At 72.4% G+C, this 26,433-nt stretch carries 32 protein-coding genes and 4 pseudogenes; 28 read left to right on the forward strand and 8 right to left on the reverse strand.

What is annotated here, in order from left to right:
• The 4 genes and pseudogenes from U6N30_RS09140 to purU all read left to right on the forward strand — a co-directional run bounded on the left by U6N30_RS09140 (position 1) and on the right by purU (position 2,552).
• On the forward strand, positions 1 to 279 hold the full coding sequence (locus tag U6N30_RS09140) for a muconolactone Delta-isomerase family protein (RefSeq protein ID WP_324277041.1): 279 nt from the start codon (positions 1 to 3) through the stop codon (positions 277 to 279).
• 59 nt (positions 280 to 338) lie between these two features.
• Positions 339 to 707 carry a protocatechuate 4,5-dioxygenase subunit alpha gene (ligA, locus tag U6N30_RS09145; protein WP_324277042.1) on the forward strand — a complete coding sequence of 123 codons (369 nt, stop codon included), beginning with the start codon at positions 339 to 341 and terminating at the stop codon, positions 705 to 707.
• A complete protein-coding gene (locus U6N30_RS09150; protein WP_324277043.1) occupies positions 700 to 1,455 on the forward strand; it encodes a class III extradiol dioxygenase subunit beta in 756 nt (251 codons plus the stop codon). The genes ligA and U6N30_RS09150 overlap by 8 nt, the downstream gene beginning before the upstream one ends.
• 225 nt (positions 1,456 to 1,680) lie before the next feature.
• Positions 1,681 to 2,552, forward strand: a pseudogene (gene purU, locus U6N30_RS09155) (formyltetrahydrofolate deformylase).
• A gap of 142 nt (positions 2,553 to 2,694) precedes the next feature.
• On the opposite strand, the gene U6N30_RS09160 reads toward purU, so the two are convergent.
• The 3 genes from U6N30_RS09160 to U6N30_RS09170 form a co-directional block, all read right to left on the reverse strand.
• Positions 2,695 to 3,963 (reverse strand): aminomethyl transferase family protein, encoded by a 1,269-nt coding sequence (locus U6N30_RS09160; RefSeq protein WP_324277044.1) that lies wholly within the window; start codon positions 3,961 to 3,963, stop codon positions 2,695 to 2,697.
• Positions 3,964 to 4,326: 363 nt separating this feature from the next.
• A complete protein-coding gene (ligM, locus tag U6N30_RS09165; protein ID WP_324277045.1) occupies positions 4,327 to 5,727 on the reverse strand; it encodes a vanillate/3-O-methylgallate O-demethylase in 1,401 nt (466 codons plus the stop codon).
• A 114-nt stretch (positions 5,728 to 5,841) separates the two neighbouring features.
• Complete coding sequence (locus U6N30_RS09170) at positions 5,842 to 5,988, reverse strand: hypothetical protein (RefSeq protein WP_324277046.1); 147 nt, start codon at positions 5,986 to 5,988, stop codon at positions 5,842 to 5,844.
• Between the two features lie 521 nt (positions 5,989 to 6,509).
• Here U6N30_RS09170 and U6N30_RS09175 point away from each other — a divergent pair.
• The 21 genes and pseudogenes from U6N30_RS09175 to U6N30_RS09275 all read left to right on the forward strand — a co-directional run bounded on the left by U6N30_RS09175 (position 6,510) and on the right by U6N30_RS09275 (position 21,038).
• Entirely contained in the window at positions 6,510 to 7,826 is a 1,317-nt protein-coding gene (locus U6N30_RS09175; RefSeq protein ID WP_324277047.1) for an MFS transporter, read from the forward strand.
• A gap of 46 nt (positions 7,827 to 7,872) precedes the next feature.
• On the forward strand, positions 7,873 to 8,655 hold the full coding sequence (locus tag U6N30_RS09180) for an ABC transporter ATP-binding protein (RefSeq protein ID WP_324277048.1): 783 nt from the start codon (positions 7,873 to 7,875) through the stop codon (positions 8,653 to 8,655).
• Positions 8,642 to 9,352: an ABC transporter ATP-binding protein gene (locus U6N30_RS09185; RefSeq protein WP_324277049.1), complete on the forward strand. Its 711-nt coding sequence runs from the start codon at positions 8,642 to 8,644 to the stop codon at positions 9,350 to 9,352. Before U6N30_RS09180 ends, U6N30_RS09185 begins: the two co-directional genes overlap by 14 nt.
• A gap of 1 nt (position 9,353) precedes the next feature.
• On the forward strand, positions 9,354 to 9,791 hold the full coding sequence (locus tag U6N30_RS09190; protein ID WP_324277050.1) for a branched-chain amino acid ABC transporter permease: 438 nt from the start codon (positions 9,354 to 9,356) through the stop codon (positions 9,789 to 9,791).
• Positions 9,737 to 10,234 (forward strand): ABC transporter permease subunit, encoded by a 498-nt coding sequence (locus U6N30_RS09195; RefSeq protein WP_324277051.1) that lies wholly within the window; start codon positions 9,737 to 9,739, stop codon positions 10,232 to 10,234. Before U6N30_RS09190 ends, U6N30_RS09195 begins: the two co-directional genes overlap by 55 nt.
• Entirely contained in the window at positions 10,234 to 10,833 is a 600-nt protein-coding gene (locus U6N30_RS09200) for an ABC transporter permease subunit (RefSeq protein ID WP_324278214.1), read from the forward strand. The genes U6N30_RS09195 and U6N30_RS09200 overlap by 1 nt, the downstream gene beginning before the upstream one ends.
• Positions 10,834 to 10,894: 61 nt before the next feature.
• Entirely contained in the window at positions 10,895 to 11,362 is a 468-nt protein-coding gene (locus U6N30_RS09205; RefSeq protein ID WP_324277052.1) for a branched-chain amino acid ABC transporter permease, read from the forward strand.
• On the forward strand, positions 11,359 to 11,538 hold the full coding sequence (locus U6N30_RS09210; protein WP_324277053.1) for a hypothetical protein: 180 nt from the start codon (positions 11,359 to 11,361) through the stop codon (positions 11,536 to 11,538). The genes U6N30_RS09205 and U6N30_RS09210 overlap by 4 nt, the downstream gene beginning before the upstream one ends.
• Positions 11,535 to 12,527, forward strand: a complete 993-nt coding sequence (locus tag U6N30_RS09215; protein ID WP_324278215.1) for an ABC transporter substrate-binding protein — start codon at positions 11,535 to 11,537, stop codon at positions 12,525 to 12,527. Before U6N30_RS09210 ends, U6N30_RS09215 begins: the two co-directional genes overlap by 4 nt.
• 235 nt (positions 12,528 to 12,762) lie before the next feature.
• Entirely contained in the window at positions 12,763 to 13,407 is a 645-nt protein-coding gene (locus U6N30_RS09220) for a GntR family transcriptional regulator (protein WP_324278216.1), read from the forward strand.
• Positions 13,408 to 13,552: 145 nt separating this feature from the next.
• Complete coding sequence (locus tag U6N30_RS09225) at positions 13,553 to 14,206, forward strand: GntR family transcriptional regulator (protein WP_324277054.1); 654 nt, start codon at positions 13,553 to 13,555, stop codon at positions 14,204 to 14,206.
• Positions 14,203 to 14,907, forward strand: a complete 705-nt coding sequence (locus U6N30_RS09230; RefSeq protein WP_324277055.1) for a 4-carboxy-4-hydroxy-2-oxoadipate aldolase/oxaloacetate decarboxylase — start codon at positions 14,203 to 14,205, stop codon at positions 14,905 to 14,907. The genes U6N30_RS09225 and U6N30_RS09230 overlap by 4 nt, the downstream gene beginning before the upstream one ends.
• Positions 14,904 to 15,995, forward strand: a complete 1,092-nt coding sequence (locus tag U6N30_RS09235; RefSeq protein WP_324277056.1) for a 4-oxalomesaconate tautomerase — start codon at positions 14,904 to 14,906, stop codon at positions 15,993 to 15,995. The genes U6N30_RS09230 and U6N30_RS09235 overlap by 4 nt, the downstream gene beginning before the upstream one ends.
• A gap of 28 nt (positions 15,996 to 16,023) precedes the next feature.
• Positions 16,024 to 16,503, forward strand: a complete 480-nt coding sequence (locus U6N30_RS09240; RefSeq protein ID WP_324277057.1) for a VOC family protein — start codon at positions 16,024 to 16,026, stop codon at positions 16,501 to 16,503.
• Positions 16,500 to 16,976 carry a VOC family protein gene (locus U6N30_RS09245; protein WP_324277058.1) on the forward strand — a complete coding sequence of 159 codons (477 nt, stop codon included), beginning with the start codon at positions 16,500 to 16,502 and terminating at the stop codon, positions 16,974 to 16,976. Before U6N30_RS09240 ends, U6N30_RS09245 begins: the two co-directional genes overlap by 4 nt.
• A 30-nt stretch (positions 16,977 to 17,006) precedes the next feature.
• On the forward strand, positions 17,007 to 17,600 hold the full coding sequence (locus tag U6N30_RS09250) for an NAD(P)-binding domain-containing protein (RefSeq protein ID WP_324277059.1): 594 nt from the start codon (positions 17,007 to 17,009) through the stop codon (positions 17,598 to 17,600).
• 32 nt (positions 17,601 to 17,632) lie between these two features.
• On the forward strand, positions 17,633 to 17,809 hold the full coding sequence (locus U6N30_RS09255) for a DUF1932 domain-containing protein (RefSeq protein WP_324277060.1): 177 nt from the start codon (positions 17,633 to 17,635) through the stop codon (positions 17,807 to 17,809).
• Positions 17,806 to 18,834, forward strand: a complete 1,029-nt coding sequence (locus U6N30_RS33640) for an amidohydrolase family protein (protein ID WP_422678054.1) — start codon at positions 17,806 to 17,808, stop codon at positions 18,832 to 18,834. Before U6N30_RS09255 ends, U6N30_RS33640 begins: the two co-directional genes overlap by 4 nt.
• 67 nt (positions 18,835 to 18,901) lie before the next feature.
• Positions 18,902 to 19,632, forward strand: a pseudogene (locus U6N30_RS09265) (5-formyltetrahydrofolate cyclo-ligase).
• Positions 19,577 to 20,316 (forward strand): annotated as a pseudogene (locus tag U6N30_RS09270) (aldehyde dehydrogenase family protein). The pseudogenes U6N30_RS09265 and U6N30_RS09270 overlap by 56 nt, the downstream one beginning before the upstream one ends.
• The gene (locus U6N30_RS09275) at positions 20,298 to 21,038 is read left to right on the forward strand and encodes an aldehyde dehydrogenase family protein (RefSeq protein ID WP_324277061.1); all 741 of its coding nucleotides are present in this window, start codon (positions 20,298 to 20,300) and stop codon (positions 21,036 to 21,038) included. Before U6N30_RS09270 ends, U6N30_RS09275 begins: the two are co-directional and overlap by 19 nt.
• Before the next feature lie 54 nt (positions 21,039 to 21,092).
• On the opposite strand, the gene U6N30_RS09280 is transcribed toward U6N30_RS09275, so the two are convergent.
• The 3 genes and pseudogenes from U6N30_RS09280 to U6N30_RS09295 all read right to left on the reverse strand — a co-directional run bounded on the left by U6N30_RS09280 (position 21,093) and on the right by U6N30_RS09295 (position 22,740).
• Complete coding sequence (locus tag U6N30_RS09280) at positions 21,093 to 21,494, reverse strand: siderophore-interacting protein (RefSeq protein ID WP_324278217.1); 402 nt, start codon at positions 21,492 to 21,494, stop codon at positions 21,093 to 21,095.
• Positions 21,395 to 21,986: pseudogene (locus U6N30_RS33645) on the reverse strand (siderophore-interacting protein). The gene U6N30_RS09280 and the pseudogene U6N30_RS33645 overlap by 100 nt, the downstream one beginning before the upstream one ends.
• Positions 21,987 to 22,155: 169 nt before the next feature.
• Complete coding sequence (locus U6N30_RS09295) at positions 22,156 to 22,740, reverse strand: helix-turn-helix domain-containing protein (protein WP_324277064.1); 585 nt, start codon at positions 22,738 to 22,740, stop codon at positions 22,156 to 22,158.
• 92 nt (positions 22,741 to 22,832) lie between these two features.
• Here U6N30_RS09295 and U6N30_RS09300 point away from each other — a divergent pair, with 92 nt between their 5' ends.
• The 3 genes from U6N30_RS09300 (at position 22,833) to U6N30_RS09310 (ending at position 24,496) form a co-directional block, all read left to right on the forward strand.
• Positions 22,833 to 23,816 (forward strand): NAD(P)/FAD-dependent oxidoreductase, encoded by a 984-nt coding sequence (locus U6N30_RS09300; RefSeq protein WP_324277065.1) that lies wholly within the window; start codon positions 22,833 to 22,835, stop codon positions 23,814 to 23,816.
• 114 nt (positions 23,817 to 23,930) lie between these two features.
• On the forward strand, positions 23,931 to 24,236 hold the full coding sequence (locus U6N30_RS09305; protein WP_324277066.1) for a dienelactone hydrolase family protein: 306 nt from the start codon (positions 23,931 to 23,933) through the stop codon (positions 24,234 to 24,236).
• Positions 24,182 to 24,496 carry a dienelactone hydrolase family protein gene (locus tag U6N30_RS09310; protein WP_324277067.1) on the forward strand — a complete coding sequence of 105 codons (315 nt, stop codon included), beginning with the start codon at positions 24,182 to 24,184 and terminating at the stop codon, positions 24,494 to 24,496. The genes U6N30_RS09305 and U6N30_RS09310 overlap by 55 nt, the downstream gene beginning before the upstream one ends.
• Here U6N30_RS09310 and U6N30_RS09315 read toward each other — a convergent pair.
• Both U6N30_RS09315 and U6N30_RS09320 read right to left on the reverse strand, forming a co-directional pair.
• Positions 24,493 to 24,843 carry a hypothetical protein gene (locus U6N30_RS09315; protein WP_324277068.1) on the reverse strand — a complete coding sequence of 117 codons (351 nt, stop codon included), beginning with the start codon at positions 24,841 to 24,843 and terminating at the stop codon, positions 24,493 to 24,495. The two genes, U6N30_RS09310 and U6N30_RS09315, sit on opposite strands and share 4 nt — an antisense overlap.
• 438 nt (positions 24,844 to 25,281) lie before the next feature.
• On the reverse strand, positions 25,282 to 26,388 hold the full coding sequence (locus U6N30_RS09320; protein WP_324277069.1) for a class E sortase: 1,107 nt from the start codon (positions 26,386 to 26,388) through the stop codon (positions 25,282 to 25,284).
• Between the last annotated feature and the right edge of the window lie 45 nt (positions 26,389 to 26,433).

Raw genomic sequence — 26,433 nt, forward strand, 5'->3', positions numbered from 1 at the left:
GTGGAGTTCCTGGTGCGGTCGGAGAACCGGCTGCCCGCCGACACCCCGGCGGAGCGGCGGGAGGCGCTGCGGGCCGGCGAGCGCGCCCGTGCCATGGAGCTGCGCGCGGCCGGGGTGCTGAAGCGGCTGTGGCGGGTGCCCGGTCGCAACGCGACGATCGGCCTCTACGAGGCCGACGATCCGGCTGCGCTCCACGACGCCCTGATGTCGCTGCCGATGGCCCCGTGGCTCGACGTCCACGTGGAGGCGCTCGCCACCCATCCCCAGGAACGCACGTGACCGCGCACCTGACAGCGCCCGGGAAGGCGCCGGTACCACCGAGAGGACACAGGACAGCCATGAGCACAGGCTCCGGGGCCGGCCGCCGCGACCTGCCGGGCACCCCCATCTTCGACGGCGACACCAGCCGGCGGGGACTGCGCATGAACAAGCTCTTCATGAGCCTGCGCGATGCCGGCAGCCGCGAGCGCTTCCTCGCCGACGAGGCCGCCTACTGCCAGGAGTTCGGCCTGACGGCCGAGCAGGAGCAGGCCGTGCTGGACCGGGACTGGCAGGCGATGATCGACCTCGGGGGCAGCATCTTCTACGTGTACAAGCTGGCCATGATGGACGGCCGGTCGATGCAGTACCTCGGCGGCGTGTTCACCGGCATGGGCGAGGAGAACTTCCTGGCCGCGATGAAGGCCGGGGGCCGCCGGGATGGCTGAGGTGATCTGGGGTCTGGCGACCTCGCACGTGCCCTCGATCGGTGCCGCGATGGACCGAGGCAAGTCCGACGACCCGGCCTGGAAGGCGCTCTTCGACGGCTACGCGCCGGCGCGGGCGTGGCTGGCCGAGCACCGGCCGGACGTCGCGATCGTGGTCTACAACGACCACGCCAACGGCATCGATCTCGACTTCGTGCCCACCTTCGGGCTCGGCACGGCGGAGCGGTACGACGTCGCGGACGAGGGCTTCGGTCGCCGACCGGTGCCCGACGTCGTCGGCGATCCCGAGCTCTCCTTCCACCTGGTGGAGAGCCTGGTGGACGACGGCTTCGACCTGACCATCTTCCAGGAGCTCGACGTCGACCACGGGTTCACCGTGCCGCTGTCGGTCTGGACCCCGGACCCCGGTGACGCCTGGCCCTGTCCGGTCATCCCGCTGCTCGTCAACGTCATCCAGTACCCGCAGCCCACGGCGGCGCGGTGCCTCGCTCTCGGCCAGGCTCTCGGCCGGGCGATCCGGAGCTATCCGAAGGACGTCACGGTCGGCGTCCTCGGCACCGGAGGCATGTCGCACCAGCTGGCCGGCACCCGCGCCGGGTTCATCAACCCGGAGTTCGATGCCTTCTGGATGGAGAAGATCGAGACCGACCCGGCCGCGCTCGCCGCGCTGTCCCGTGAGGAGCTGATCCGCCAGGCCGGCTCCGAGGGCATCGAGCTGATCATGTGGCTGATCATGCGGGGGCCATGAACGACCGGATCACCAAGGTGCACTCCGACTACTTCGTGCCGGCGTCCAACACCGCGGCCGGCATCGCGCTCTTCGACAACCAGGTGTCCCACCCGGCCTGACGCAGGTCGCACCGCACCACAATGCGCCCGGCCGGAGACCCAGCAGCCGTCCCGAGGGGCGGCGCCAGACCTACCAGCCGCAGCCGGCAGTCCGGCCGCGGGACCGATCAGGAGGAGGAACGCGATGACGCGGCCCGCCGACGCCCAGCACGGCGTCCTGGTGTTGTCCTGCCAGGATGCCCCGGGCATCGTCCACGCAGTGTCCGGCCTGCTCGTGCAGGAGCGGTGCACCATCGTGGAGAGCCACCAGTTCGACAGCGGTTCGACCGGCATGTTCTACATGCGGGTCGAGTTCGCGCACGTGGACGGCGGGCCGTTGGACTTCGCCCATCTGTGCCAGGCCTTCGAGGAGACGGCCCAGCGCTTCCAGATGAGCTGGCGGATGGCGGATGCGGCCGAGCGGCAGCGGGTGCTGATCATGGTCAGCCAGTACGCGCACTGCCTCAACGACCTGCTCTTCCGCAACTCGATCGGCGAGCTGAACCTGGACGTCGTCGCGGTCGTGTCCAACCACCCGGACCTGGAGCACATCGCCGACTTCTACGGCGTGCCCTTCCGGCACATCCCGGTGACGCGGGAGACGAAGCCGGAGGCCGAGGCAGCGCTGCTCGACATCGTGCGCGAGGAACGCGTGCAGCTCGTCGTGCTCGCCCGCTACATGCAGATCCTCTCCGACGGGCTGTGCCAGGAGCTCGGGGGACGGGCCATCAACATCCACCACTCGATGCTGCCGAGCTTCAAGGGCGCCCGCCCGTACCACCAGGCGCACGCGCGCGGGTGAAGTTCATCGGCGCGACGGCGCACTACGTCACCGCGGACCTGGACGAGGGCCCGATCATCGAGCAGGAGATGCTCCGGGTGAACCACTCGCTCAGCCCCGAGCAGCTCGCCGCCCGGGGGCGCGAGGCCGAGACCCGGGCCCTCTCGCACGCCGTGCGCTGGCACACCGAGAACCGCGTCGTCATCCACGGGAACCGGACCGTCGTCTTCGAGTGACCGGGCCGCGCGCCGGCAGCACACCCGGCGGCGGGAACCGGTCGCGGCGAGCGCGGCCGCCGTGCCGACGACCCCGGGACCACGACGACCCGCTGCCGGCCAGGGCCGGCAGCGGGTCATCGCGATCGTGCTGGCTACCGGCTCACCGGGAGCGGTAGGCCTCCCGGGCGAAGTCCACGAAGGGGACGGGGGCGACGGTGGCCCGGATCTCCACCTGCTCGTGCTCCTCGACCGCCGGCTTGGCCGAGACCGGCCGCTCGCCCCACAGCACGGTCACCTCGGTCCCCGGTACGGCGTACTCGTTGGCGAGCGTGGCGAGGGAGACCATGACGCGCTCGTTGGCCAGGTAGCCGCAGTCCAGCGAGATGCCGACCTGCCGGCCGTCGACGAGCACGGCGTCCTCGTGGTGGGTGGCGTAGCGCGCCTTCGGCAGATCGATGAACTTGGCCCCGGGGCCCGGGCGGTACAGGGAGCCGATCGCCGTGGTGACGTCCTCGGCGTTCCAGACCAGGGTCACCTTGGTGCGCGGCGGCGCCTCGGCCAGCTTCTCCAGCGCCGCCCGGCCGACGAAGTCGTGGTCGAACTTGACGGTCTTGCCGTATCCGATGTCGAACGGCGTGAGGCAGTAGTCCCGGATGTCGTCGGAGGAGTGGCTGCCGCCGATGGATCCCACGCTCGTGACCGGCAGCCACTCCCGGTACTCCTTCATCAGCGGGTCGTCGGAGAACAGCGCCGGCATGGGCGCGGGCACCCATCCGGATTCGAGGTTGGCCGTCGAGTACGCCTTGGCGCCGACCCGCACGAGGCCGTGGTTCTCCCCGGCGCTCAGCAGGGCCTCGAGGACGGCGTCGCTGTCGGCCCAGGGGCCGAACAGTTCGTAGCCCGGCTGACCGGCCATGCCGTGCCGCAGGCCACGGACGCGGCGGCCGGCGATGGTGAACTCGGCCATGGTGAAGAACCTCACGTCCGGCAGCGGTGCGCCGGACACCTCGGCCATGAGCGCGGCGGCGGTCGGGCCCTGCAGCTCGTAGCGGTAGAGCCTGGGCGGGCCGGACTTCCGCAGGTGGGAGTTGGGGTCGCGCTCAGCGGTGGCTTCGTAGTCGCCGCGCTCGAGGTGGAAGGTGACCCAGTCGAGCACCATCGGGTGGCCGACCAGGTCGAAGGAGTCCTGCTCCAGGTGGAAGAGGATGGCGTCACCGATCAGGTGGCCCTCGGGGTCCACCGCGACGAACTGCTTCGCCTTGCCGGGGCCGAAGTTGGCGAAGCTGTTGACGCCCGTGTCGCTGAAGAGCCGCAGCGCGTCCGGGCCCTCGACGAAGAGGTCGTGCATGTGGTGCGACTGGTCGAGCAGGGCGCAGGTGTCCACCCAGGCCCGCTGCTCGGTACGCCAGTTGGTGAACTCCGGCTGCACCGGGAAGGTGCTCGGGGGAAGGCGAGGTTGCGCAGCAGCTCGACCGGGCTGCCGGCGCGGGCGAGGGCTGTCGCGAGACTCTCGGGGGCATGGTGGATGTGGGCCTCTCGTCGCGGAACGGACGGCGGGAGCACCCGTCCGAGGAGCGCCGCAGGACCGGTCGGACGGCCCTGCCGCGGGTGCCTCCACGCTAGGGATCCCACCTGTGGTCCGGGTCACGCGGATGACCGTTTCCGGCGACCGCGTGGGCTTGATCGTGACGCGACACTTGACGTAGCGGCGCGCCCGCGGCGCACGTGAGACGGCCGTGGCCCGGGCGACGAGGATCGTCGCCCGGGCCACGGCCTCCGGCGTCGCGAGGGATCAGGCCTTGCCGGTGGTGCGCCAGCCGCCCTGGTAGGTCTCCCGCGCCATCGTGGCGTAGGGGACGGGGCTGACGATGGCGCGGACCTCGAACTGCTCGTGCGGCTCGACGGTCGTCTTCTCGCTGCCGCCGTCGGGCTCGCCCCAGACCACGCGGACCTCGGCGCCGTGCGGCACGTCGGGGCTGACGGTGGCCAGCGACAGACCCTTCTGCTCGTTCGCCGAGATGCCGGTGAACATGGAGACGCCGAGCACGGTGCCGTCGGCGTCGATGACCTTGTCGAAGTTCGACGACCCGTAGTTGGCGTTGGGCAGGTCGAAGAACTGGTACTTCGCGCCCTCGACCGGGGAGGACAGGAGCGTGGCGAGGTCGTCGGAGTTCCACTCCAGCGTGACCTTGCGGCGCTGGGTGGCCGGGTCGATGGCCTCCAGGGCGTCGCGGCCGATGAAGTCGTGGTCGAACTTCACGAAGGAGCCGTAACCGAGCTCCCACGGGTTGGTGTAGTAGTCCTCGATGTCGTCGGAGACGAAGCTTCCGGCGATGGCGTTGGTGGCCTCGTAGCTCTCGGCGCCGAGCCACTCGCGGTAGGGCCGCAGCTCCTCGCCGGTGTAGATGGCCGGCAGCGGCGAGGGGATCCAGCCGGACTCGAGGGTGTTGGTCGAGTAGGCGCGGGAGCCGACGGGCTCGATGCCGAACTCGCGGCCGGCCTCGAGGATCGCCTCGCGGATCCGGTCGTAGCTCTCGTACGGGCCCCAGATCTCCAGACCCGGGGCGCCGGCCATGCCGTGGCGCAGCGTGCGCACCGTCTCGCCGGCGATCGTCATCTCGCCCATGCGGAAGAACTTGAGCTGCTCGACGTCGCCACCGTGGAGCTTCTCGATGATCGGCCAGGCGTTGGGCCCCTGGATCTGGAACCGCCACAGGTCGCGGGTGACGGCCTTGCCGTACGGCCGGGAGGGCGACCGCGGGTCGTTGCGGATCTCGACGTCGTAGCCGCCGGTCTCACCCTTGAACTGCAGCCAGCTGGCGCCGGGGGCGCGGCCGACGTAGACGTACTCCTCGTCGGCGAGGTGGAAGAGGATCCCGTCGCCGATGACGTTCCCGGCGGGGGTGACGGGGACGAACTGCTTGGCCATGTTCACCGGGAAGTTGGCCACGCTGTTGATGCCGGTGTCGGAGATGAGCTTCAGGGCGTCGGGGCCGCGCATGAACAGGTTGAACATGTGGTGGGTCTGGTCGAAGAGCACCGCGGTCTGCTGCCACGCCTTCTGCTCACGCCGCCAGTTGGTGAACTCCGAGGGCACCACCGGGTAGATGTAGGTGCCCAGCTGGGAATTGCGCAGCAGGCCGACGGTGTCCCCGGTCTGGTCGAGCAGTTCCTGCAGGTTCTTCGCGGTCATAGTGATCCGTCCTCGTGTGATTGCGTGGACACCGTCCTCATGGGGGACGGCTGGTGGCCAGGAAGTCGGCCGGCTTGTGTGGGTTCGCGCTCTTCCGTTGCCCGGGTGGACCCGTCAGTGCACAGGTTCGACGTCGTGCCCCTCGGGGTGCTCGAGGTTCGCCGGGGTCCGCACGGGCACCGCCTCGCAGCCGTACCCCCGCCGGACGACGACCATGTCGGGCCCGTGGAACTCGGAGGTGTCGCGCTCGACGCGCCTCATCGCGACCGCGCGCATCGATCAGGGCGCCGGATGTGGTGACGTCGTCGGTCTCGTCCCGCCGGCGACGGCCGGCGGGGATCGGCTCCAGCAGCTCGGGCGTCCGCCACGTCAGGGCCGTCCGCGGCAGGGCCCGGAGGCGTCCGGCGGTTGCGACCGAGGCCGCCCGCACGCCGCCCACGATCCCGAGATCGACCGGCACGCTGCCGGGCTCGGTCACTCGTGTCTCCCTTCAGCGCGCGGTCCGGGTGCTTTCCTGCCCCGATGTGTGCGCAGATGACCCATGACGTGGCCGGCCGCGTCGGGCCGCGCCACATCGCCGCTTGCAGCGTAGAGCGATCGTTGTGGTGCAGCACACAGTCATCCGTCACCCCGCCCCGACCGTTCCGGCCGCTCGGCATGCGTCGGATGACGGCAGATCCGGGTCATTTGACGTGTTCGTCGGCCGGCCCACCGTCCCCGGCGCGACGACGGCGTCACGACCGGCGAGAGTGGCCCGGTCCGGACAGCGGAGGGGACAGGCGATGGCGCGTCGGCCGGTCGGCCCGGGGACTCCGATCCCCGCCGCGCGCGACCCCGGACGGACGTCCTGGGGCGCCGTGGCCGGTCTCATGGGCGCCGGGGTGGTCGCCGCAGCGCAGATCGGGGGTGCCGCGGCCGCGCTGCCGGTCCTCGAGGACGACTTCGGGCTCAGTTCGGCCACCGCAGCCTGGTACCTGTCGACGGTGAGCGCCCTCAGCGCTGCCGGCGGTGTCCTGCTCGGGTGGCTGGGGCAGACCCTCGGCTTCGGCCGCCAGGTCCGGTTCGGTCTGGCGGCGATCGTCGTCGCCGACCTCGGTGGTGCGATGGTCGACTCTCTGACGGGGCTGCTCGTGGCCCGGGTCGCGGAGGGGCTCGGGCTCGTGATGGTCATCCTCGCCGCGCCGCCGCTGCTCTCGGAGGTGTCCGCGCCGACGCACCGACGGCTCGTCGCCGGAGCCTGGGGCGCCTACATGCCGGTGGGTTCCGGCCTGGCGGCGCTGCTCGTACCGTCCGCGATCGGGCTGGTCGGCTGGCGGGGCGCGTCGGTCGCCGATGCCTGCGTGGCGGCGGCCGTGCTCCTGGTCGTCCTGCGCTGGGTGCCGTCCGCCACGGTGCGCCGGCGGGCGTCGGTCGGCGGGCTGCTGGGGGCGTTCCGCTCGCCGTCCGTCGTGATCATCGCCGTCGTCTTCGGCCTCTACTCCGCTCAGTACCTGGCCGTGGTCGGGCTGCTCCCGGCTGCGCTGGTCGGCGACGAAGGGCTGTCCGTCGCCGCGGCGGGACTGCTGGGCGCCGTCGTCTTCCTGGTGAACGCACCGGCCAACCTCCTCGGGGCGTACCTCCTGCACCGGGGAGCGCCACTGCGGTGGGTGATCTCGGCGGGGTGCGCCGGCATGGCCGCAACCGTCTGGGGGTGCTCGATCCGGCGCTCCCGGTCTCCCTGCGGGTCGCGTCGGCGATCGCCTTCTCGTTCGTCGCAGGCCTCGTTCCGTCCGCCCTCTTCGCCGGTCTCGCTGCGGTGTCGGCGGGTACCGGCTCGGCCGGCGCGGCCATCGGCCTGGTCACCCAGGGGTCGGGCATCGGGCAGTTGCTCGGTCCGCCGATGGTGGTTGCGGTGGGCCTGGCCGTCGCTCCCGGGGCGGCCCAGTCGGGCGTGCTCGTGTGCCTCGCCGGGCTCGTCGCGGTCGGCGCCCTGGTCCTTCCTCGAGGGGAGCGGATCCCCTGACGGGTCACCCGATCGGGCGTTGGTGACGCCTGTGCAACTTTCCCGCCAAAATCGTTGTCAATCCGTCCCGGGGTCCGTAGGTTCCCCGGCGGGCTGAGACCCGGTTCACACCCGAGCACCCCCACGGCAAGGAGAGACGGTTCATGGCGGCTGAGCTGACCTTGCAGGACGTGAGCCTGCAGTTCGGCGGCATCAGGGTGCTGGAGGCGGTGAACTTCGTCGTCGAGCCGGGGCAGATCTTCGGGCTCGTCGGGCCCAACGGTGCCGGCAAGACCTCGCTGTTCAACTGCATCAGCGGGCACTACAAGCCCACCTCGGGCACCGTGCGGATCGACGGCACCGAGGTGCAGGGCGCGCGTCCGGCGACGCTGGCCGGTCACGGCCTGGCCCGGACCTTCCAGCACCCGGCCTTGCAGCTGCACGAGACGGTGCTCGAGAACGTGCTCCTCGGCGCGCACACCCGGCTCCCCGGCGGGGCGCTGGAGTGGTCGCTGCGGACGCCGCGCACCCGGCGTGCGGAGAAGCAGCTGCGCGCCGAGGCGCTCGACCTGCTCGAGCGCAACGGTCTCGGCTGGGCGGCGCACCTCCCGGCCGACGAGCTGTCGCACGGTCTGCACAAGGGCGTCGAGCTCTGCCGCGCGCTGCTCATGAAGCCGAAGCTGCTGCTCCTCGACGAGCCGGCCGCCGGGCTCCCGCACTCCGAGGTGGAGACCCTGATCGAGACGGTCCGGCGCCTGCGCTCGGAGGACGACATCACCGTCGTCATCGTCGAGCACCACATGGGCCTCATCGCCGCCCTCACCGACCGCGTCGTCGTCCTGGACCACGGGGCCAAGCTCATGGAGGGCACGGCCGCCGAGGCGCAGTCCGACCCCGCCGTCATCGAGGCCTACATCGGGAAGGACGCCGACGATGACGCTGCTTGAGCTCGAGGACGTCACCGCGTCCTACGGCCCCGTGCAGGTGCTGGACGGCGTGTCGCTCAGCGTTCCGGAGAACGGGGCGGTCGGCATCCTCGGTGCGAACGGCGCAGGCAAGACGACCACCCTCCGTGCGATCAGCGGCACCGTCCGCGCCGGTGGGCGCATCGTCTTCGACGGCAAGGACATCCGCGGCATGCGGCCCGACCGGGTCGCCGGCCTGGGCATCGCGCACGTACCGGAGGGACGCGGCACGTTCGGCGACCTGACGGTGCGGGAGAACCTCCGGGTCGGCGCGTACCTGCGCAAGGACCGCAAGGGCATCGAGGAGGACATCGACTACTGCCTCGACCTGTTCCCCAACTTGAAGGATCGCATCGGGTCGAACGGTTCGGCTCTGTCCGGCGGTGAGCAGCAGATGCTCGCGGTGGCCCGGGCGATGATGACCAAGCCGCGGCTGCTGCTCCTCGACGAGGCCTCGCTCGGCCTCGCGCCCAGCACCGCGAGGAACGTCTACGACGCCATCCACCGCCTGCGCACCGAATCCGGCATCGCCATGCTGGTGGTCGAGCAGAACGCCAATCTCGCCTTCAGTCTCGTCGAGAGCGCGACGGTCCTGGAGACCGGGCGGAACGTGCTCACCGGCACGTCCGCCGAGCTCAAGGGCATGGACGAGATCCGTCGCGCCTACCTGGGAGGCTGATATGGAGAAGTTCGTCCAACTCGTCGTCGACGGCCTGTCCACCGGCTCGGTCTACGCCGCGCTCGCGCTGGCGATCGTGCTCGTCCATTCGGCGACCGGCCTGATCAACTTCGCGCAGGGCGGCATGGCCGTGCTGGCCGCGTACTTCGCCTGGGTGCTGACGAACCAGGGCGTGCCGCTCGTCCTCGCCATCGTCGGGTCGATCATCTTCTCCTTCCTGCTCGGCGCAGTGCTCGAGCGGTTCCTGATGCGGCGGTTCGAGCGCGGCGACCCCGACACAGCCGTCGTCGTCACGATCGGTCTGCTGACCCTGATCACCGGCATCGCCGGGTGGCTCTGGGGGTACAACAACCAGCAGTTCCCTCGCTCTTCTCCCTCGACACGGTGTCGGTCCTGGGTGTCTCGGTCAGCATCCGCTCGATCGGGACCACGCTCGTGATCGTCGTGGCGATGGGCCTGCTGCAGGCGCTCTTCGTCGGCACGAAGCTCGGTCTGGCGCTGCGGGCCGTCGCGATCAACCCCCAGTCCGCGGCGTTCTCCGGACTGCCCGTCGAACGCCTCCTCATGGTCGGCTGGGGACTGGCGGCGGTGCTCGGCGCCGTCGCCGGTGCGCTCGTCGCGCCGCAGCTCACCCTGACGCCGGGCATGCTGGACAACGCCCTCGTGTACGCGCTGGCCGCCGTCATCCTCGGCGGTCTCACGAGCCCGATCGGCGTCGTCGTCGCGGCGTGGTTGATCGGCGTCCTGGAGAACCTGGCCGCGGTGTACGTCGGTTTCATCGGCTTCGACCTGAAGGTCGCCGTGCCCTTCATCCTCATCTTCGTCGTGCTCATCGTCCGACCCCAGGGCCTGTTCGGCCGGAAGACCGTGGTGCGCGTGTGATGGCCTCCTCCTCCTCCAAGACGTCCGCCCCCACGACGTCCGCCCCGACGTCGTCGGCCACCACGTCGTCGGGCCCGTCGTTCCGGCAGCGCCCGTGGGTGCGCTGGGGAGCTCCGCTGCTGCTCGTCGTCGGGCTCGCCGTCCTGCCGCTCGTGATGACGGAGGGCGCCAACGACACGCTCGCCCGCATCGGCGTCTTCGCCGTCGCCGTGCTGGGGCTCAACGTGGTGATGGGCTACACCGGGCAGGTATCGCTGGGCCAGATCTTCTTCCTCGGCTTCGGCGCGTACGTCACTGCGTACGGGGTCTCGCAAGGGTGGAACATCGTCCTGGTCTTCGTCCTGACCTGCCTGCTCCCGGCCCTCGCGGGGCTGGTCGTGGCGCTGGCCGCCGCCCGCCTCGGTGGGCTCGCGATCGCGATGGTCACCATCGCGCTGCCCATCGTCGGTGTGCCGCTGGCCAAGCGGCTCAGCGACTACACCGGCGGCTCCCAGGGCCTGTCCGCCCGCTTCGTCAGTGCGCCGGAGGGAGCGGGCTCTACGACGACCAGTGGCAGCTGTACATCGTGCTGGTCATCGGCGGCGTCGTGTTCCTGCTGACGAGCCTCCTCGTCCGGGGAAGTACGGCCGGGCCTTCGCGATCGTCAAGGGCAACGAGAACGTGGCGTCGTCCATGGGGATCTCGCCCTACCGCTACAAGGTCCTGGCCTTCACCATCGCGTCGCTGATCGGCGGGGTGAGCGGCTTCCTGTACATGGTCGTCGTCCAGTACACGTCGCCGGAGACGATGAGCTTCGGGCACTCGATCGAGCTGCTCGTCGCGATGGTGATCGGCGGCGCCGGCAGCATCGTCGGCTCGCTCCTCGGCGGCGCGTTCTACGTGGTCGTCCCCGACCTCACGAACGCAGTCGACCCGAGCCTGACGGCGCTGCTGCAGGGCGCGCTCCTGCTGGCCGTGCTGTTCGTCCTCCCCGGTGGCCTCGTGTCGCTGCCCCGCGCGGTGATGCGCAGGCTGCGGCGCTCTCCAGCCGGTCGCGGCTCCGCCGCACCACCGACCACTCCGTCATCGACCCTCGGGTCGGGCACCGCGGCGGAGCAACCCCAGACAGAGAGGCACGGTCACGCATGAACAGGACCTTTGGATCGCGGCAGGCGGTCGGCATCGCCGCGGTGTCGGCGCTCGCGCTGACGCTCACCGCCTGCGGCGGCGGGCGGGACGCCGGGCGCAGCGGTGACGCGGCCGAGGAGCGCCCAGCCCCGGCATCACCGACGACTCGGTCACGCTCGGCATCACCACCCCGCTGAGCGGTGCCACGGCGGGCCCGGGTACCTGCACGGTCGCCGGCGTCCAGGCGTACTTCGGCATGAAGAACGCCGAGGGCGGCGTCGAGTTCGGCGACGGGCAGACCCGCACCGTCGAGATCGAGGCGCTCGACGACACGTACGACCCGCAGCAGGCGGCGGCGAACTACGACCAGCTCAAGGACGACGTCTTCGCGATGACCGCGGGGCTGGGCACGCCGACGAACCGCGCCTGGCGCGACGCGGCGATCGCCGACGAGGTGCCGCAGGTGCTCATCATGACCGGCGACCCGCTGTTCAGCGACACCGAGCAGAGCCCCTGGCAGCTCGGCTTCGTGCCGATCTACCAGAACGAGGGAGAGGCCTTCGGCGAGCTGCTCGCGGCATCGGGCGAGGAGCACAAGGTCGCGATCCTGTCGCAGAACGACGACTACGGCGAGGGCTACGTCGAGGGCTTCAAGTCCGCCGTCGAGGGCGCGGACAACATCGAGATCGTCGAAGAGCTGACCTACGAGGCGACCGACACGTCCGTCGACGCGCAGATCACCGAGCTCGCCAACAGCGGTGCCGACGTCTTCTTCAACGCGATGTCGGTGACCCCGCTGGTGATCTCGGCGCTGCAGAAGGCGCAGCAGCTGAACTGGCTGCCCAGCTGGTTCCTGCCCTCGAACACCTCGAGCCCGGGGCGATCCTCCAGCCCGGCGGCGCGGCTGCCTTCCCGGGCATCTACTCCGTGTCGTTCTCCAAGGCGCCGCAGAGCCCCGCCTTCGCCGAGGACGAGGACGTGCAGACGTACCTGTCCGCCCTCGCCGAGTACGGCGACTACCCGGACCCGCCGGCGTTCCCGCACTGCCAGTGGAGCTGGATGCTCGGCGCGACGCTCGAGCAGGCCTTCATGGAGATGGAGGAGCCGACCCGGGACAGCTTCATGGAGGCGCTGCGCTCGATCGAGGACTTCCAGGCGCCGCTCATGCTGGAGGGCACGTCGGTGACCACCAGCGAGGACGGTCAGCCTGCGGTCTCGACCCTGAACGTGCAGAAGTACAACGGCACGGGCTACGACACGGTCGAGGACTTCGGCTGACGTCGACCTGATGCGGCGGGGCGGCTCTGACGGGCCGCCCCGCCGTCCGGCGTGCCACTCCTCGGGAGGACGTCGTCGTACCGGAATCGACAGCGCCCTTGAGGTGCCCCGTCGCGCCTCCCTACGGTGAGCCGGTGGCGCAGATGACGGGCGAGGCCGTGCACCCGCTCAGCGGGGTGCGGGCCAAGTGCCTCGCCGAGCAGCGGCTCCGGGACGAGATCACCCGCGGGGCCGTCGCGCCCGGACAGCGGCTGGTCGAGCCCGAGCTGGGGGAGCGGTACGGCGTGACCCGCAACAGCGCCCGGCTGGCCCTGGACGTGCTCATCGCCGAGGGCCTGGTCGAGCGGATCCCCAACCGCGGGGCACGGGTGCGGATCGTGTCCGCGTCCGAGGCGGTCGCGATCCTGGAGTGCCGTCAGGTCCTCGACGGACTGCTGTCACGCAAGGCGGCGGAGAACGCGACGCCCGGTGAGATCGACCTCCTGCGGGTCAACCTCGAGCGGATGCAGCGGGCCGTGGCCGACCAGGAGCTCCTCGAGTACGCGGCGCTGATCCGCGAGCACTACCGGCTGGTGCGGGAGTCGGCGCGCCAGCCCATGGCATCGGCGCTGGTCGAGCGCCTGCAGGGGCAGATCATCCGCCACCAGTTCCAGCTGCTGCTCCGCCCGGGGAGGCCCCAGCAATCGCTCGCCGCGCTGACGCGGGTGGTCGACGCCGTCGCGGAGCGCCGGCCCGACACCGCCGAGTCGGCGGCGCGGGCACACCTGCAGGGGTCATCGACGCACTGATGCCGGGGGCGGCAGGGGCGTAGCTGCTCCCCCGTGCGCGCACCGGCGCAGGGGATCGTCGGGCGCGTGCGTGGCCCGGAAGCAGGCGGCGTGGATTGCCCACAGGATTGTTGGCAATCGGTCCCGGGTGGATTACGGTGCGGCCATGGCTTCGGAGGCTCAGGCGACCGCGGAGCATGCGCTGCGCGCCGCGATCTCCCGCGGTGAGATGCCGCCGGGATTCCGGCTGGTCGAAGCCGAGCTGGTCGCCCTGACCGGCGTCAGCCGCAGCGCCGTCCGGTCGGCGATCGACGCGCTGGCAGCGGAGGGCCTGGTCGAGCGGATCCCGAACAAGGGGGCGCGGGTCCGGGTGGTCTCCACCGACGAGGCCATCGCCATCACCGAGTGCCGCCTGCCGCTCGAGGGCCTGCTCGCCCGCAAGGCCGCCGAGCGCATCACCGACGCGGAGATCGACCGGATGCGCGCCCACCTGGAGGCGATGGCCGGCGCCGTCGACGCCGGGGACGTCCTCACGTACTCGGCACTCATCCAGCAGCTGTACGGCATGGTCGGCGCGGCGGCCCGGCACCCGATCGCCGCCGACCTGGTCAGCCGCCTGCAGGCCCAGCTGGTCCGGCACCAGTTCCGCCTCTCCCTCCGGCCCGGCCGCCCCCGCGTGAGCCTGCGCGGGTTGAGCGAGCTCGTGAACGCCGTCACCGCCCGCGACCCCGACCGCGCGGAAGCCGCGGCCACCACCCATCTGCGCGGCGTCATCGCTGCGCTGTCCGATCCGATGCCCGAGCCCGGAGTGCCCGCATGAGGAACGTCGTCGTCACCGATCCGCCCCGCGCCGACACCGGCGACGCCGAGAAGCTGGGCGGCTTCGGCGTCGCCACCGTGCACGAGGCGCTCGGACGGGTCGGCTACCTGGGCCCGGAGCTCCGGCCGGCCTGGGCCGGGGCGCGGATCGGCGGGACCGCCGTCACCGTGCTGTGCTGGCCGGGCGACAACCTCATGATCCACGTGGCGGTGGAGCAGTGCCGGCCCGGCGACGTGCTCGTCGTCGCCACCAACTCGCCGTCCACGGACGGGTTGTTCGGTGAGCTGTTCGCCACCGCGCTGGCCCGCCGCGGGGTGCGCGGCGTGATCCTCGGTTGCGGCGTGCGTGACGTCGCCGAGCTGCGCGAGATGGGCTTCCCCGCCTGGTCGCGCGCAGTCAGCGCGCAGGGTTCGGTGAAGGCGACCGCCGGGGCGGTCAACGTGCCGATCGTGCTCGGCGGGCAGGTGATCCGTCCCGGGGACGTCGTGGTCGCCGACGACGACGGCGTGCTGGTGGTGCCGCGGAACGACGTGCCGCGGGCGCTGACCGCCGCGCAGGCACGGATCGACAAGGAGTCCGCCGCCCGCGCCGCCTTCGAGCAGGGTGAGCTCGGACTCGACCGCTACGGCCTGCGGAACCGGCTCGGCGAGTTCGGCATCGAGTACGTCTCCCACGAGAAGTACGCGGAGGAGGACGCATGACCGTGCGCGGCAGCTACCAGGACACCGGGGTCCGATGCACGATGCTGCGGGGCGGGACCTCCCGCGGGCTGTTCTTCGAGGCGCAGGACCTGCCCGCCGACCCGGCCGAACGGAACGACCTGCTGCTGCGGCTGATGGGCACGCCCGACCCGCTGCAGATCGACGGGCTGGGCGGGGCCACCACGCTCACCAGCAAGATTGCCGTGGTCTCGCCCTCCGACGCCCCCGAGGTCGACGTCGACTACCTGTTCCTGCAGCTCGGGGTCGACGAGGCGACGGTCAGCGACCGGCAGAACTGCGGCAACATCCTGGCCGGCGTCGGACCGTTCGCCGTCGAGCGCGGACTGGTCGCCGCCGGCGACGAGGAGACCGCGGTGCGGATCCGCATGGTCAACTCCGACAGCGTCGCCGTGGCCACCTTCCCGACCCCGGGCGGCCGGGTGGAGTACCGCGGCGACATCGAGATCGCCGGTGTCCCCGGGGCCGCGGCCCCGGTGGTGCTGGCGTTCACCGACACCGAGGGCTCGGCGACCGGCAGCCTGCTGCCCACCGGGCACGTGCGCGACACGATCGAGGGCATCGACGCGACCTGCATCGACAACGGTATGCCGGTCGTCCTCGCGCTGGCCGGGTCGTTCGGGCTGACCGGCTACGAGTCGCACGAGGAGCTCGCCGGCGACACGGCGCTGCTGGAGCGGATCGACGCGTTCCGCCGCAAGGCCGCCCAGCTGATGGGCATGGGCGACGTGTCGTCGGCGTCGGTGCCGAAGACCGCGCTGCTCGCCGCTCCGCGCGACGGCGGGCAGGTCTGCACGCGCTCGTTCATCCCGGTGCGCCCGCACACGTCGATCGGCGTCCTGGGCGCGGTCAGCGTGGTCACCGGGATGCTGCTGCCCGGGGCGGTCGGCCACGAGCTCACCGCCGACTGGCCGACCGACACCTCGCGGGTGGATGTCGAGCACCCGACCGGCCACCTGCTCGTGGACGTCGTCGTCGACGGCGCCACCACTCCGCCCCGCGTCGTGCGTTCGGGCGTCGTCCGCACCGCCCGCAAGCTCTTCGACGGAACCGCGTTCCCGCGGGCCTGACCGAGAGACCAGATTCGAAGGAGAGCCCGTGCCACCCCTGCACGACATCGCCCACCTGGCCCACGTCGAGCTCCTGACCGACAAGCCTGAGGAGAGCCTGGACTTCTTCGTCCGCTATCTGGGCATGACGGAGAACGGCTCGGACGGGGACTCGGTGTTCCTGCGCGCCTGGGACGACTACGAGAACACCACGATCAAGCTCACCGCCGCCGCGCAGCCCGGGGTCGGCCGGACCAACTTCCGGGCCAGCACGCCCGAGGCGCTGCAGCGCCGGGTGGCCGCGATCGAGGCGACCGGCCTCGGGAAGGGCTGGCAGGACGGCGACCCGGGGTACGGGCCGGTCTACGTCTTCACCGACCCCGATGGGCACGAGATGGGCGTCTACTACGAGACCGAGTGGTACCGGCCCGAGGGGGCCCTGAAGCCCGCGCTGAAGAACCAGGCGCAGGCCTATCCCGGCCGGGGGTCAGCGTCCGGCGGATCGACCACATCAACTACCTCGGCGTGAACCCGCAGGAGAACCGCGACTTCTTCGTGGACACGCTCGGGGCCATGACCACCGAGCAGATCGTGCTGGACAGCGGTGAGATTGCCGGCACCTGGACAACCTTCACCAACCAGGGCTACAACGCCGTGTGGACCAAGGACAAGACCGGCACGGCGGGCCGGCTGCACCACCTCTCGTTCGCCGTCGACAGCCGCGACGACATCATCCGGGCCGCCGACCTGGCCCTCGAGCACGGCATCCACATCGAGACCGGACCGCACAAGCACACCATCCAGCAGAGCTTCTTCCTCTACGTCTGGGAGCCGGCGGGCAACCGGATCGAGCTGGACAACCCGGCCGCCCGGCTCGTCTTCGCCCCGGACTGGCAGCCGGTCAACTGGTCGGAGGCCGAGCGGGCCAAGGGCCAGGCCTGGGGGCTGCAGACCATCTCTACGTTCCACACCCACGGCACTCCGCCGGTGGGTCAGGAGTGAGGCCGGCGAACGACCGGGAGGGAGGTCCTGGTGAGCACCCGGATCGCCGTCCTGGGCCTCGGTGAGGCCGGCTCGGAGATCGCGCGCGATCTGGTGGCCGCGGGCGCCGACGTCCGCGGCTACGACCCGAAGGACCTCTCCGTGGACGGGGTGCAGCCGCGTGCCTCGGAGGCCGAGGCGGTCGCTGATGCCGACATCGTGCTCAGCGTGAACAGCTCGCACGACGCGATGACGGCGCTGGAGAACGCCCTGCCCGCCCTGCGCGCCGGCACGCTGTGGGCCGACCTGAACACGGCGAGCCCGGGGGTGAAGGTGGCGCTGGCCGCGCGTGCGGCGGAGCGCGACGTCCCGGTGATCGACGTCGCGCTGATGTCGCCGGTGCCCGGCAAGGGCCTGCGCACGCCGATGCTCGTCTCGGGGAGGGGCCGACCGCTTCCGCGACCTGCTCGCGGGGCTGGGTGCCGACGTGGCCGTCCAGGAGGGCCGGCGGGAACGGCGATCTCCCGGAAGCTCCTGCGCAGCGTCTTCTACAAGGGTCTCGCCGCCGCCGTGGTGGAGGCGCTGCGCGGCGCCCAGGCGGCCGGCTGCGCCGACTGGCTGCGGGGAACATCGCGGCGGAGCTGACCGGCTTCGACGAGCGGAGCCTCGACCGCATCGTGGACGGAACCCACGCGCACGCCCGGCGACGGGCCGACGAGATGGCCGCCGCGACCGAGCAGTTGCACGAACTCGGGGTGCCGGCCCGCATCGCCCCCGCCGCCCGCGACCTGCTCGTCGAGCTCCGGGACTCCGCAGCCGCCGGGACGATCGCCCCGGAGAAGGAGCCATCATGATCATCGACTGCCACGGGCACTACACCACCGCGCCGGCCGCGCACACCGCGTGGCGCGAGCAGCAGATCGCGGCGTGGCAGGCGGGGACGACGCCGCCGGCCTACCCGTCGATCAGCGACGACGAGATCCGCGAGACGATCGAGACCAGCCAGCTCCGGCTGATGGACGAGCGCGGCATCGACGTCACGCTCTTCTCGCCGCGGGCCTCGGCGATGGCCCATCACGTCGGCGACGCCGCCGTCAGCCTGGAGTGGTCCCGACGTTGCAACGACCTGGTCCACCGGGTGACGACGCTCTTCCCCGACCGGTTCGTCGGGGTGAGCCAGCTGCCCCAGTCGCCGGGCGCTGACATCCGGGGCTCCGTGGACGAGCTGCGGCGCTGCGTGGAGGAGCTGGGCTTCGTCGGGTGCAACCTGAACCCCGACCCCAGCGGCGGGCACTGGACCTCCCCGGCGCTGACCGACCGGAGCTGGTATCCGTTCTACGAGGCGATGGTGGAGCTGGACGTGCCCGCGATGGTGCACGTCTCCGCCTCGGCCACCCCGGTCTTCCACGCCACGGGCGCGTACTACATCAACGCCGACACCACCGCGTTCATGCAGCTGCTGCAGGGCACCCTGTTCGCGGACCTGCCGGAGCTGCGCCTGGTGATCCCGCACGGCGGGGAGCGGTGCCCTACCACTGGGGCCGGTACCGGGGACTGGCCGACATGCTCGGGCAGCCCCTGTCGAGGACACCGTCATGGGCAACGTCTTCTTCGACACCTGCGTCTACCACCAGCCGGGCATCGACCTGCTGCTCGACGTCATCGACACCGGGAACGTCCTCTTCGGCTCCGAGATGGTGGGTGCGGTGCGCGGCATCGACCCGCGCACCGGTCACCACTTCGACGACACCCGCCGCTACGTGGAAGCCGCGTTCGCGAAGGGGCGCTCGACGAGGAGAGGCGGGCGGCGGTCTTCGAGGGCAACGTCCGGCGGGTGTACCCACGGCTGGACGCCCTGCTCACCGCCGGGGCCCGCTGAGCATGCGGCGCGGGCTGGCGGCGGCGTCGGGAGCCGGGGTGTCCCGGTGAGCGGTCCCGGGGACCCGGTGGCGGTCAAGGCCGCGCTGCGAGCCCGCTTCCTGGCCCGCCGGCTGGAGCGCCCGGCGGCCGAACGCGCCGCCGCGGCCGAGGCCGTCGCCGGCGTCCTCCTCCCCGGGCTGGCCGGAGCCGGCACCGTGGCGGCGTTCGTGCCGGACCCCACCGAGCCCGGGCACGGGCGGCTCCCCGCGGCCCTGGCCTCCCTCGGCGCGCGGGTGCTGCTGCCGGTCATCCCCGCCCGGGGGCGCGACCTCGGCTGGGCGGAGGACACCGGACGGTTCGGGCCGGGCCGCTACGGCCTGATGGAACCGGTCGGGCCCCGGCTCGACGCCACCGCCCTCCGGGACGCCGACGTCGTCGTCGTCCCCGCGCTGGTCGTCGACCGCGCCGGCATCCGGTTGGGCCGGGGCGGGGGTACTACGACCGTGCCCTCCCGCATGCCCGCGAGGACGCCGTCCTCGTCGCGCTGGCCTTCGACGACGAGGTCGTCGACGAACTGCCGGCCGAGGCGCACGATCGACCGGTGGACGCGGTCGTGACCCCTCGGGCTGGCTGGACCTCCGCGGGCGCACCACGCCGTGAGCGCCCGCCGAGGTCGCAGGTGGCCGGGCCGTGCCGCCCGTGTCCGCACTCCCATCCGTGGCCTGCAGCCGCAGGTTCCGCCCCCGTCCGAGGAGAAGACGATGGTGTCTCAGGATCAGCTGCCGGAGATCAGGACCGAACTGTTCATCGCCGGTGAGGTACGCAGCGGGGACGACCACCTCCAGGTGATCGATCCCGCCGACGGCCGGTCCGTCGTGGGGTACGCGGCCGCCGCCAGCGCCAAGCAGGCCGAGGAGGCCGTCGCGGCGGCCCACCGCGCCTTCCCGGAGTGGGCGGCGCGGACCCCCAGGAGCGGGCGGAGCTGATCACCGCCGCGCTCGCACCGCTGGAGGCCGACCGGCAGGCGGTGGCGGAGATCCTGACCCGGGAGAACGGCAAGATCCGCATGGAGTCGTTCATCGACTCCATCGTGTTCGCCCACCGCTGCCAGCTCGCCGCCGGGCTGGCGGACCGGGTGGAGGAGTCGGTGACGCTCCCCGCCCCGCCGTGGCGGACGAAGGTCTCCTACCTGCCGTTGGGCGTGGTGACGATCATCGTGCCGTTCAACTGGCCGATGGCCATCCTCGCCGCGTCGCTGCCGTACGCGCTGGTGGCAGGCAACACCGTGGTGGTCAAGCCGCCGCCGACCACTCCGCTGGCGACCACCCGCACCGTGCAGAAGATGGCGGAGCTGCTGCCGCCAGGCGTGCTCAACGTGGTGACCGGTCACGACGCGGAGATCGGCTCGGCGCTGATCCAGGACGACCGGGTGAAGAAGGTCTGCTTCACCGGCAGTCCGGGGGCGGCCGGAAGATCATGGAGATGGCCTCGCAGTCCCTGACCCGCGTCGCGCTGGAGCTCGGCGGCAACGACCCGGCCATCGTGCTGCCGGACGCCGACCTCGGTGAGGAGGCGCTGCAGAAGATGTTCGGCGGCACCTTCGACTCCACCGGCCAGATCTGCATGGCGACCAAGCGGCTGTACGTGCACCGGTCGCGGTACGACGAGGTGGTGGAGGGGTTGTCGGGCCTGCTGGCCGCCACCCGGCTCGGCCACGGCCTGGACGAGGGCGTCACGATGGGGCCGCTGCACCAGACGCGGCAGAAGGAGTACGTGCAGGAGCTCCTCGCCCAGGCCCGGGAGTCCGGTGCCGAGGTGCGCGAGTTCGGCGAGCCGGTCGACGGGGCCGACATCTCGGTCGGCAACTTCCTCAAGCCGTCGCTGGTGCTCGACCCGCGCGAGGACGCCCGTGTCGTCGCCGAGGAGCAGTTCGGGCCGACCCTGCCGATCATGCCCTTCGACGACGTCGAGGACGCCGTGACCCGCGCCAACGACACGTGGTCGGGGCTGTGCTCCTCGGTGTGGACGGCGGACATGGACCGGGCCGCCGAGATCGGGGCCCGCCTGCGCACCGGCTACACGTTCGTCAACTGCCACGGGGCGGCGTTCCTCGACGAGCGCGCGCCCTTCGGCGGGTTCAACCACAGCGGCTTCGGCCGCGAGATGGGCATCGAGGGGCTGCGGGAGTTCATGGACACCCACTCGGTGGGCTTCCCGGGCTGAGAGGCGATCGGCTCGTGGGGGCCCGCGTCAGGCGCGGGTCCCCACGACGCCGGGTCATCCGGCCGGGACGGCGTCCTCCGCCTCGATGGCCGCGTTCCACTCGGGCTTGGCCGCCTGCCAGCGGTCCTCGGTGTCGCCCCGGCGCCAGTAGCCCGAGATGGAGCTGAACTCCGGGTCCAGCCCGCGCGCGGCCCGCAGGTGCCGGCGCAGCTCCCGGACGGCGACGGCCTCGCCGTGCACGAAGACGTGTCCCCTGCCCTCCGGGAGCCGGACGCCCTGCACGGCCGCCACCAGCGCTGCGCCGGGGGCGGCGTCCCCGCGGTGCAGCCACACCAGGTCGGCGCCGTCGGGGACGGTCACGTCGGACTGCTCCTCCTCCGGGCCGGCGACCTCGACGAGGGCCAGGACCCGAGCGGCTCCCGGCAGCCGGGCGAGGGTGGCCGCGATGGCCGGCAGCGCGGACTCGTCACCGGCCAGCAGGTGCCAGTCGGCCTCCGGATGGGGGCGTACGCGCCGCCGGGGCCCATCAGCTGGATGACATCCCCGGGCTGCGCCGCGGCGGCCCACGGACCGGCCAGGCCCTCGTCGCCGTGGTGGACGAAGTCGATGGTCAGCTCACCGGTCTCGGCGTCCCAGGCGCGCACCGTGTACGTGCGCGTCACCGGCCACAGCTCGCGGGGCAGTTCCGCCTGGAGCTGCTCGACGTCGAAGGGGCGCGGTAGGTCGCCCCGGCGGGGCGAAGAGCAGCTTGACGTAGTGATCGGTGAACTCCCCGGCCGGGAAGCCGGTCAGCCCGTCGCCCCCGAGCACCACCCGGATCATGTGCGGGGTGATCCGCTCGGTGCGGACCACCGCCGCCACCCGCGGCACCCGCTTGCGCTTCCCGCGCTGCCCGCCGTTCCGGCCGGGGGCTGCCGGGCGCTGCGCCGCCACGGGCTGCTCGGTCATGGCGTTCCTCCTCCGGCTCGCGGCACGGTCGGCGCACGAGCAAGTAAGGCTTACCTTAGACGGCACGCGGGGCGGGGGCCGCGACGTCGGTCACGCCCGGCGATGTGTGCAGGGGCGCGTTCCCGGCCCGGAAGGCGCCACGGACGCACATCGCCCTGCGGCGGAGCCGTCAGTCCGTGCGTCCCTGACGTGCCCGCACGTGGATCCGCTCGCCCTGCGGACCGAAGAGCGCCAGCACCTCGGCCGGGGACGACCCGGGGTTGGCGATGGCGTGCGGTGTGCGGGTGTCGAACTCCGCGACCTCGCCGGCCGTCAGGGCGAGGTCGTGCTCGCCCAGCAGCAGGCGCAACCGTCCGTTGAGCACGTAGAGCCACTCGTGGCCCTCGTGGGTCTGCTGCTCCAGGTCGCCGGCGGGCCATCGGGGTGGGTAGACCATCTTGTAGGCCTGCAGCCCTCCGGGCCTGCGGGTCAACGGGATCATGGTGATGCCGTGGCGCTCGAACGAGCGCTGGTGGATCCGTGGGTCGCCGGTCTCGGGAGCGTCCACCAGTTCGTCCAGGGGCACCTGGTGGGCGCGGGCGAGCGGGAGCAGCAGCTCCAGCGTCGGCCGCCGCTGCCCGGACTCCAGCCGGGACAGCGTGCTCACCGAGATCCCGGTGCTGGCCGAGAGCTGGCCGAGCGTCGCGCCGCGCTCGAGGCGCAGCGACCGCAACCGGGGACCCACCGCGGACAGCACGTCGCCCAGCCCGGGCACCTCATCGTTTGCCATACCAGCAACAATAGTTGTCGTTCTCGCATGGTGGGGCGCACCCTCGGCGGCACAACCCCGAGGTGAGGAGTTCGACGATGGACGAGCGGTACGACGTGGTGGTCGTGGGAGGCGGCGCGGCCGGGCTCAGCGGGGCGCTGGCCCTGTCCCGGGCGCGCCGGACGGTGCTGGTGGTCGACGCGGGCCGGCCGCGGAACGCTCCGGCCGGGCACGTGCACAACTACCTGGGCCGCGAGGGCACCCCGCCCGCCGAGCTGCTGGGCATCGGCCGGGAGGAGGTGGCCGGCTACGGCGGCGAGGTGCTCGCCGGCGACGTGGTGGGTGCGGCGCGCGCGGACGGCGGCTTCCGGGTGGACCTCGCCGACGGGCGGCACGTGCACGCCCGGCGGTTGCTGGTGACGACCGGCCTCACCGACGAGCTGCCCGATCTGCCCGGCGTCCGCGAGCTGTGGGGCAGGGACGTCCTGCACTGCCCCTACTGCCACGGCTGGGAGGTCCGGGACCGCGCCATCGGCATCGTGGGCGGCCCCTTCGGCGTGCACGCCGCGCTGATGTGGCGGCAGTGGAGCGCCGACGTGACCCTGTTCCGCCACACCGGCCCGGAGCTCACCGATGACGAGCGCCGGCAGCTGGCCGCGCGCGGCGTGCGGGTCGTCGACGGGGAGGTGGCGGCGCTCGAGACGCGCGACGGGCGGCTGTCCGGAGTCCGGCTGGGATCGGGCGAGGTCGTCGCGCGGGAGGCGGTCGTCGTCGCGCCGCGGTTCACCGCGAACTCCGTCGTGCTGCGCTCCCTGGGCATCGAGCCGGTGGAGATGGAGATGCTCGGGTCCGTGATCGGCAGCTACATCCCCTCGGAGCCCACCGGCGCCACGACCGTGCCGGGGGTGTGGATCGCGGGCAACGTGGCGAACCTGCAGGCCCAGGTGATCGTGTCGGCGGCGTCGGGGCTGAACGCCGCGGCGCAGCTCAACGCCGACCTGATCGCCGAGGACACGCGCCTCGCCGTCGAGGCGTTCACCGGACGGCACGACTCCCTGGCGACGATCGGCCCGCACGACTGAGGATCGGCAGCGCAGGGCGACCGTGGCGAGCGGCCCCCGCTGCCGCCGGGCATGGCGGCGCCCGGTCGCCCCTGCGACGATCTCCGGCGTCGGTGCCGACGACGGGAGGACGACGTGGCCGAGGTCCTGCTCTTCCACCACGCCCACGGGCTGACCGCCGGCGTCCGCTCCTTCGCCGACCGTCTCCGCGCCGCCGGCCACACCGTCCACGTGCCCGACCTCTACGCGGGTGCGACGTTCCCCGAGCTCTCGCAGGGCCTGGCCCACGCGAAGGAGGTCGGTTTCGGCACGGTCCTGGAACGGGGCTGCGAGCCGCTGAGGATCTGCCGGAGCAGCTGGTCTACGCCGGCTTCTCGCTCGGGGTCATGCCGGCCCAGCAGCTGGCGCAGACGCGGCCGGGCGCCCGCGGTGCGGTGCTGATGAACGGCTGCGTCCCGCCGGAGGAGTTCGGCACGCCGTGGCCGGCGGGCGTGCCCCTGCAGGTGCACACGCGGGCCGGCGACGAGCTGGGCGACGCTGACGTGGCTCAGCAGGTCGTGGCGGCGGTCGACGGTGCGCAACTGTTCCTCTACCCCGGCGACCGGCACCTGTTCGCCGACGACAGCCTCCCCGACTTCGACGCCACCGCCGCCGCGCTGCTCGAGCAGCGGGTCCACGAGTTCCTCGACCGCGTCGGTTAGCGCGCTCGGTCCTCCGGAGGGAAGAGCGCCCCCAGCCCGAACCGGCTCGGCCTGCGGAACGGCTGCCAGTCGTGGCGGGGCTGGGCCAGGCGGTCGGCCACCACCCAGAGCACGGCGGGGTCGTGCCCCATGCCCAGGTGACTGCTGCGGACGGCGACGTTCTCGCTGATCGGGCCAGGCTCCTGCCGGCAGCCCCGCCAGTCGACGACGCCGTCCCACCTCGAGTACACGGCGGTGCTCGGGACCGGGAGCGGGCGGGCGAGGGATCGCCGGGGCGGCCGTGGCTCGGGGCTGGCCCACGGCTGCGTGGAGGCGAACGGCGAGCCGAGGGAGACGACCTGGCGCACCTGGCGGGGGCGCGCCGGGCCAGCCGCCGAGCGAAGATCCCGCCGAGGCTCCAGCCCACGATGCTCACCGCCGTCCGGTGCTCGCCGGCCAACCGGTCCACCAACCGGGGAAGCTCGTCGTCGATCTCCTGACTGGGACCCCGGTTGCGCCCCTGCGCCCAGCCGACCACCGGGTAGCCCAGCCGCCCGAGCCAGGACCGCAGCACGCGGGTGGAGGCGTCGGAGGCCATCAGCCCGGGGAGCACGAGCACCGGGTGCGGCTCGCCCCGGGGCGCCCACCGGAGCAACGGGAGCGCGGTGGCCGCCGCCCCACCGGCACTGACCAGGGTGCGCGCGGGCTCGGTGGCGGCGAGGGCCACCGCGCGCCGGCGGGCCGAGCGGGGGTCGGGGCGGTCGTCCATGGGGCTCTCATGCCCGGGACGGGCGGCGGCCAGTCGCTCAGCCGCCGCCCTGGAGCGTGGGCGGGCCGTCCGGCAGCTCGGCGCGCGACACCGGAGGACCGGCCTGCACCGCGTGGATGATCAGCCGCTCCGCGGCCGAGTACTTGGGGTGGCAGGTGGTCAGCGTCAGGTAGGACCCCGTCGGCCCGGCGCCGGGCCGACCCGGCACCGGCGCGATGACGGCGACCTCCGACGGGTCCACGATGCGCCGTCCCGGTACGCCGTCGACGGCGGCGGAGAGGTTCCCGGACGCCGGATCGCCGAGCACGCGGTACTCGTACCAGGCGTCGGCGGTCTCGACCACGATCGCATCGCCGGGGCGCAGGAGATCCAGGTCGAGGAAGGGCGAGCCCTTGCCGACCCGGTGGCCGGCGACGGCCATGTTGCCCGGCTGCCCCGGCATGGCCGTCCCGACGTAGTGGCCGGGGCCGTCGGCCAGCTGGTCCTGGCTGGTCCCCTCGACGATCGCCCGGGGAAGTCCCCGCCGAGACGCGGGATGTGCAGGAAGGCGAACGCCTCGCCGACCGGCACCTCGGCGATCGGTGCGGGTGGCGCGGCGACGACCGGTTGCCCGCCCCAGTCCTCGCGCAGCTCCCGGCTCAGGTCGTCCTGGGCCCGGTCGCTGAGCAGGTCGGTGACGTACAGCTCGTAGACGACGAACAGCAGGACGACGGCGCCGGCGGTGACCATGAGCTCGCCGAGCGTCCGCATGACGGCGCTGACCGGGTCCCGCTGCTCCGGCGCCGGCGGGCGGTGCTGCCGCTCCGCGACGGCGGTGTCGTCCAAGGCCCCTCCGCCGGTCAGTCGCCGGTCGGGGGAGCAGGCGCGGGGCGAAGACCTCGTCGATCGGCCGCGGGCCCACGTACTGGCGGCAGGTGCAGGGCACCCAGGCGACGCCGGCCCAGCGCCCGCGCTTGTCGAAGGTGTCGCGGCGGAGCTCGGCGTAGCAGGTGTTCGTGTCGCGGTCGTGCTGGCTGAGCGTGTGCCCGCAGCCGCACAGCGGGGTCACCGGTGGGGGCGGCGCGGCGCGGCGGCGACCGAACCGGCCGCCGACGAAGCCGACGGCGAGCAGCACGCCGCCCACCAGCAGGCTGACCGGATCCATGCTCGCCCCTCTCGTCCGATAGGACGGTAACGCGGAGGGCGGGTC

Source organism: Blastococcus brunescens, assembly GCF_035320885.1.
GTDB lineage: Bacteria > Actinomycetota > Actinomycetes > Mycobacteriales > Geodermatophilaceae > Blastococcus_B > Blastococcus_B brunescens.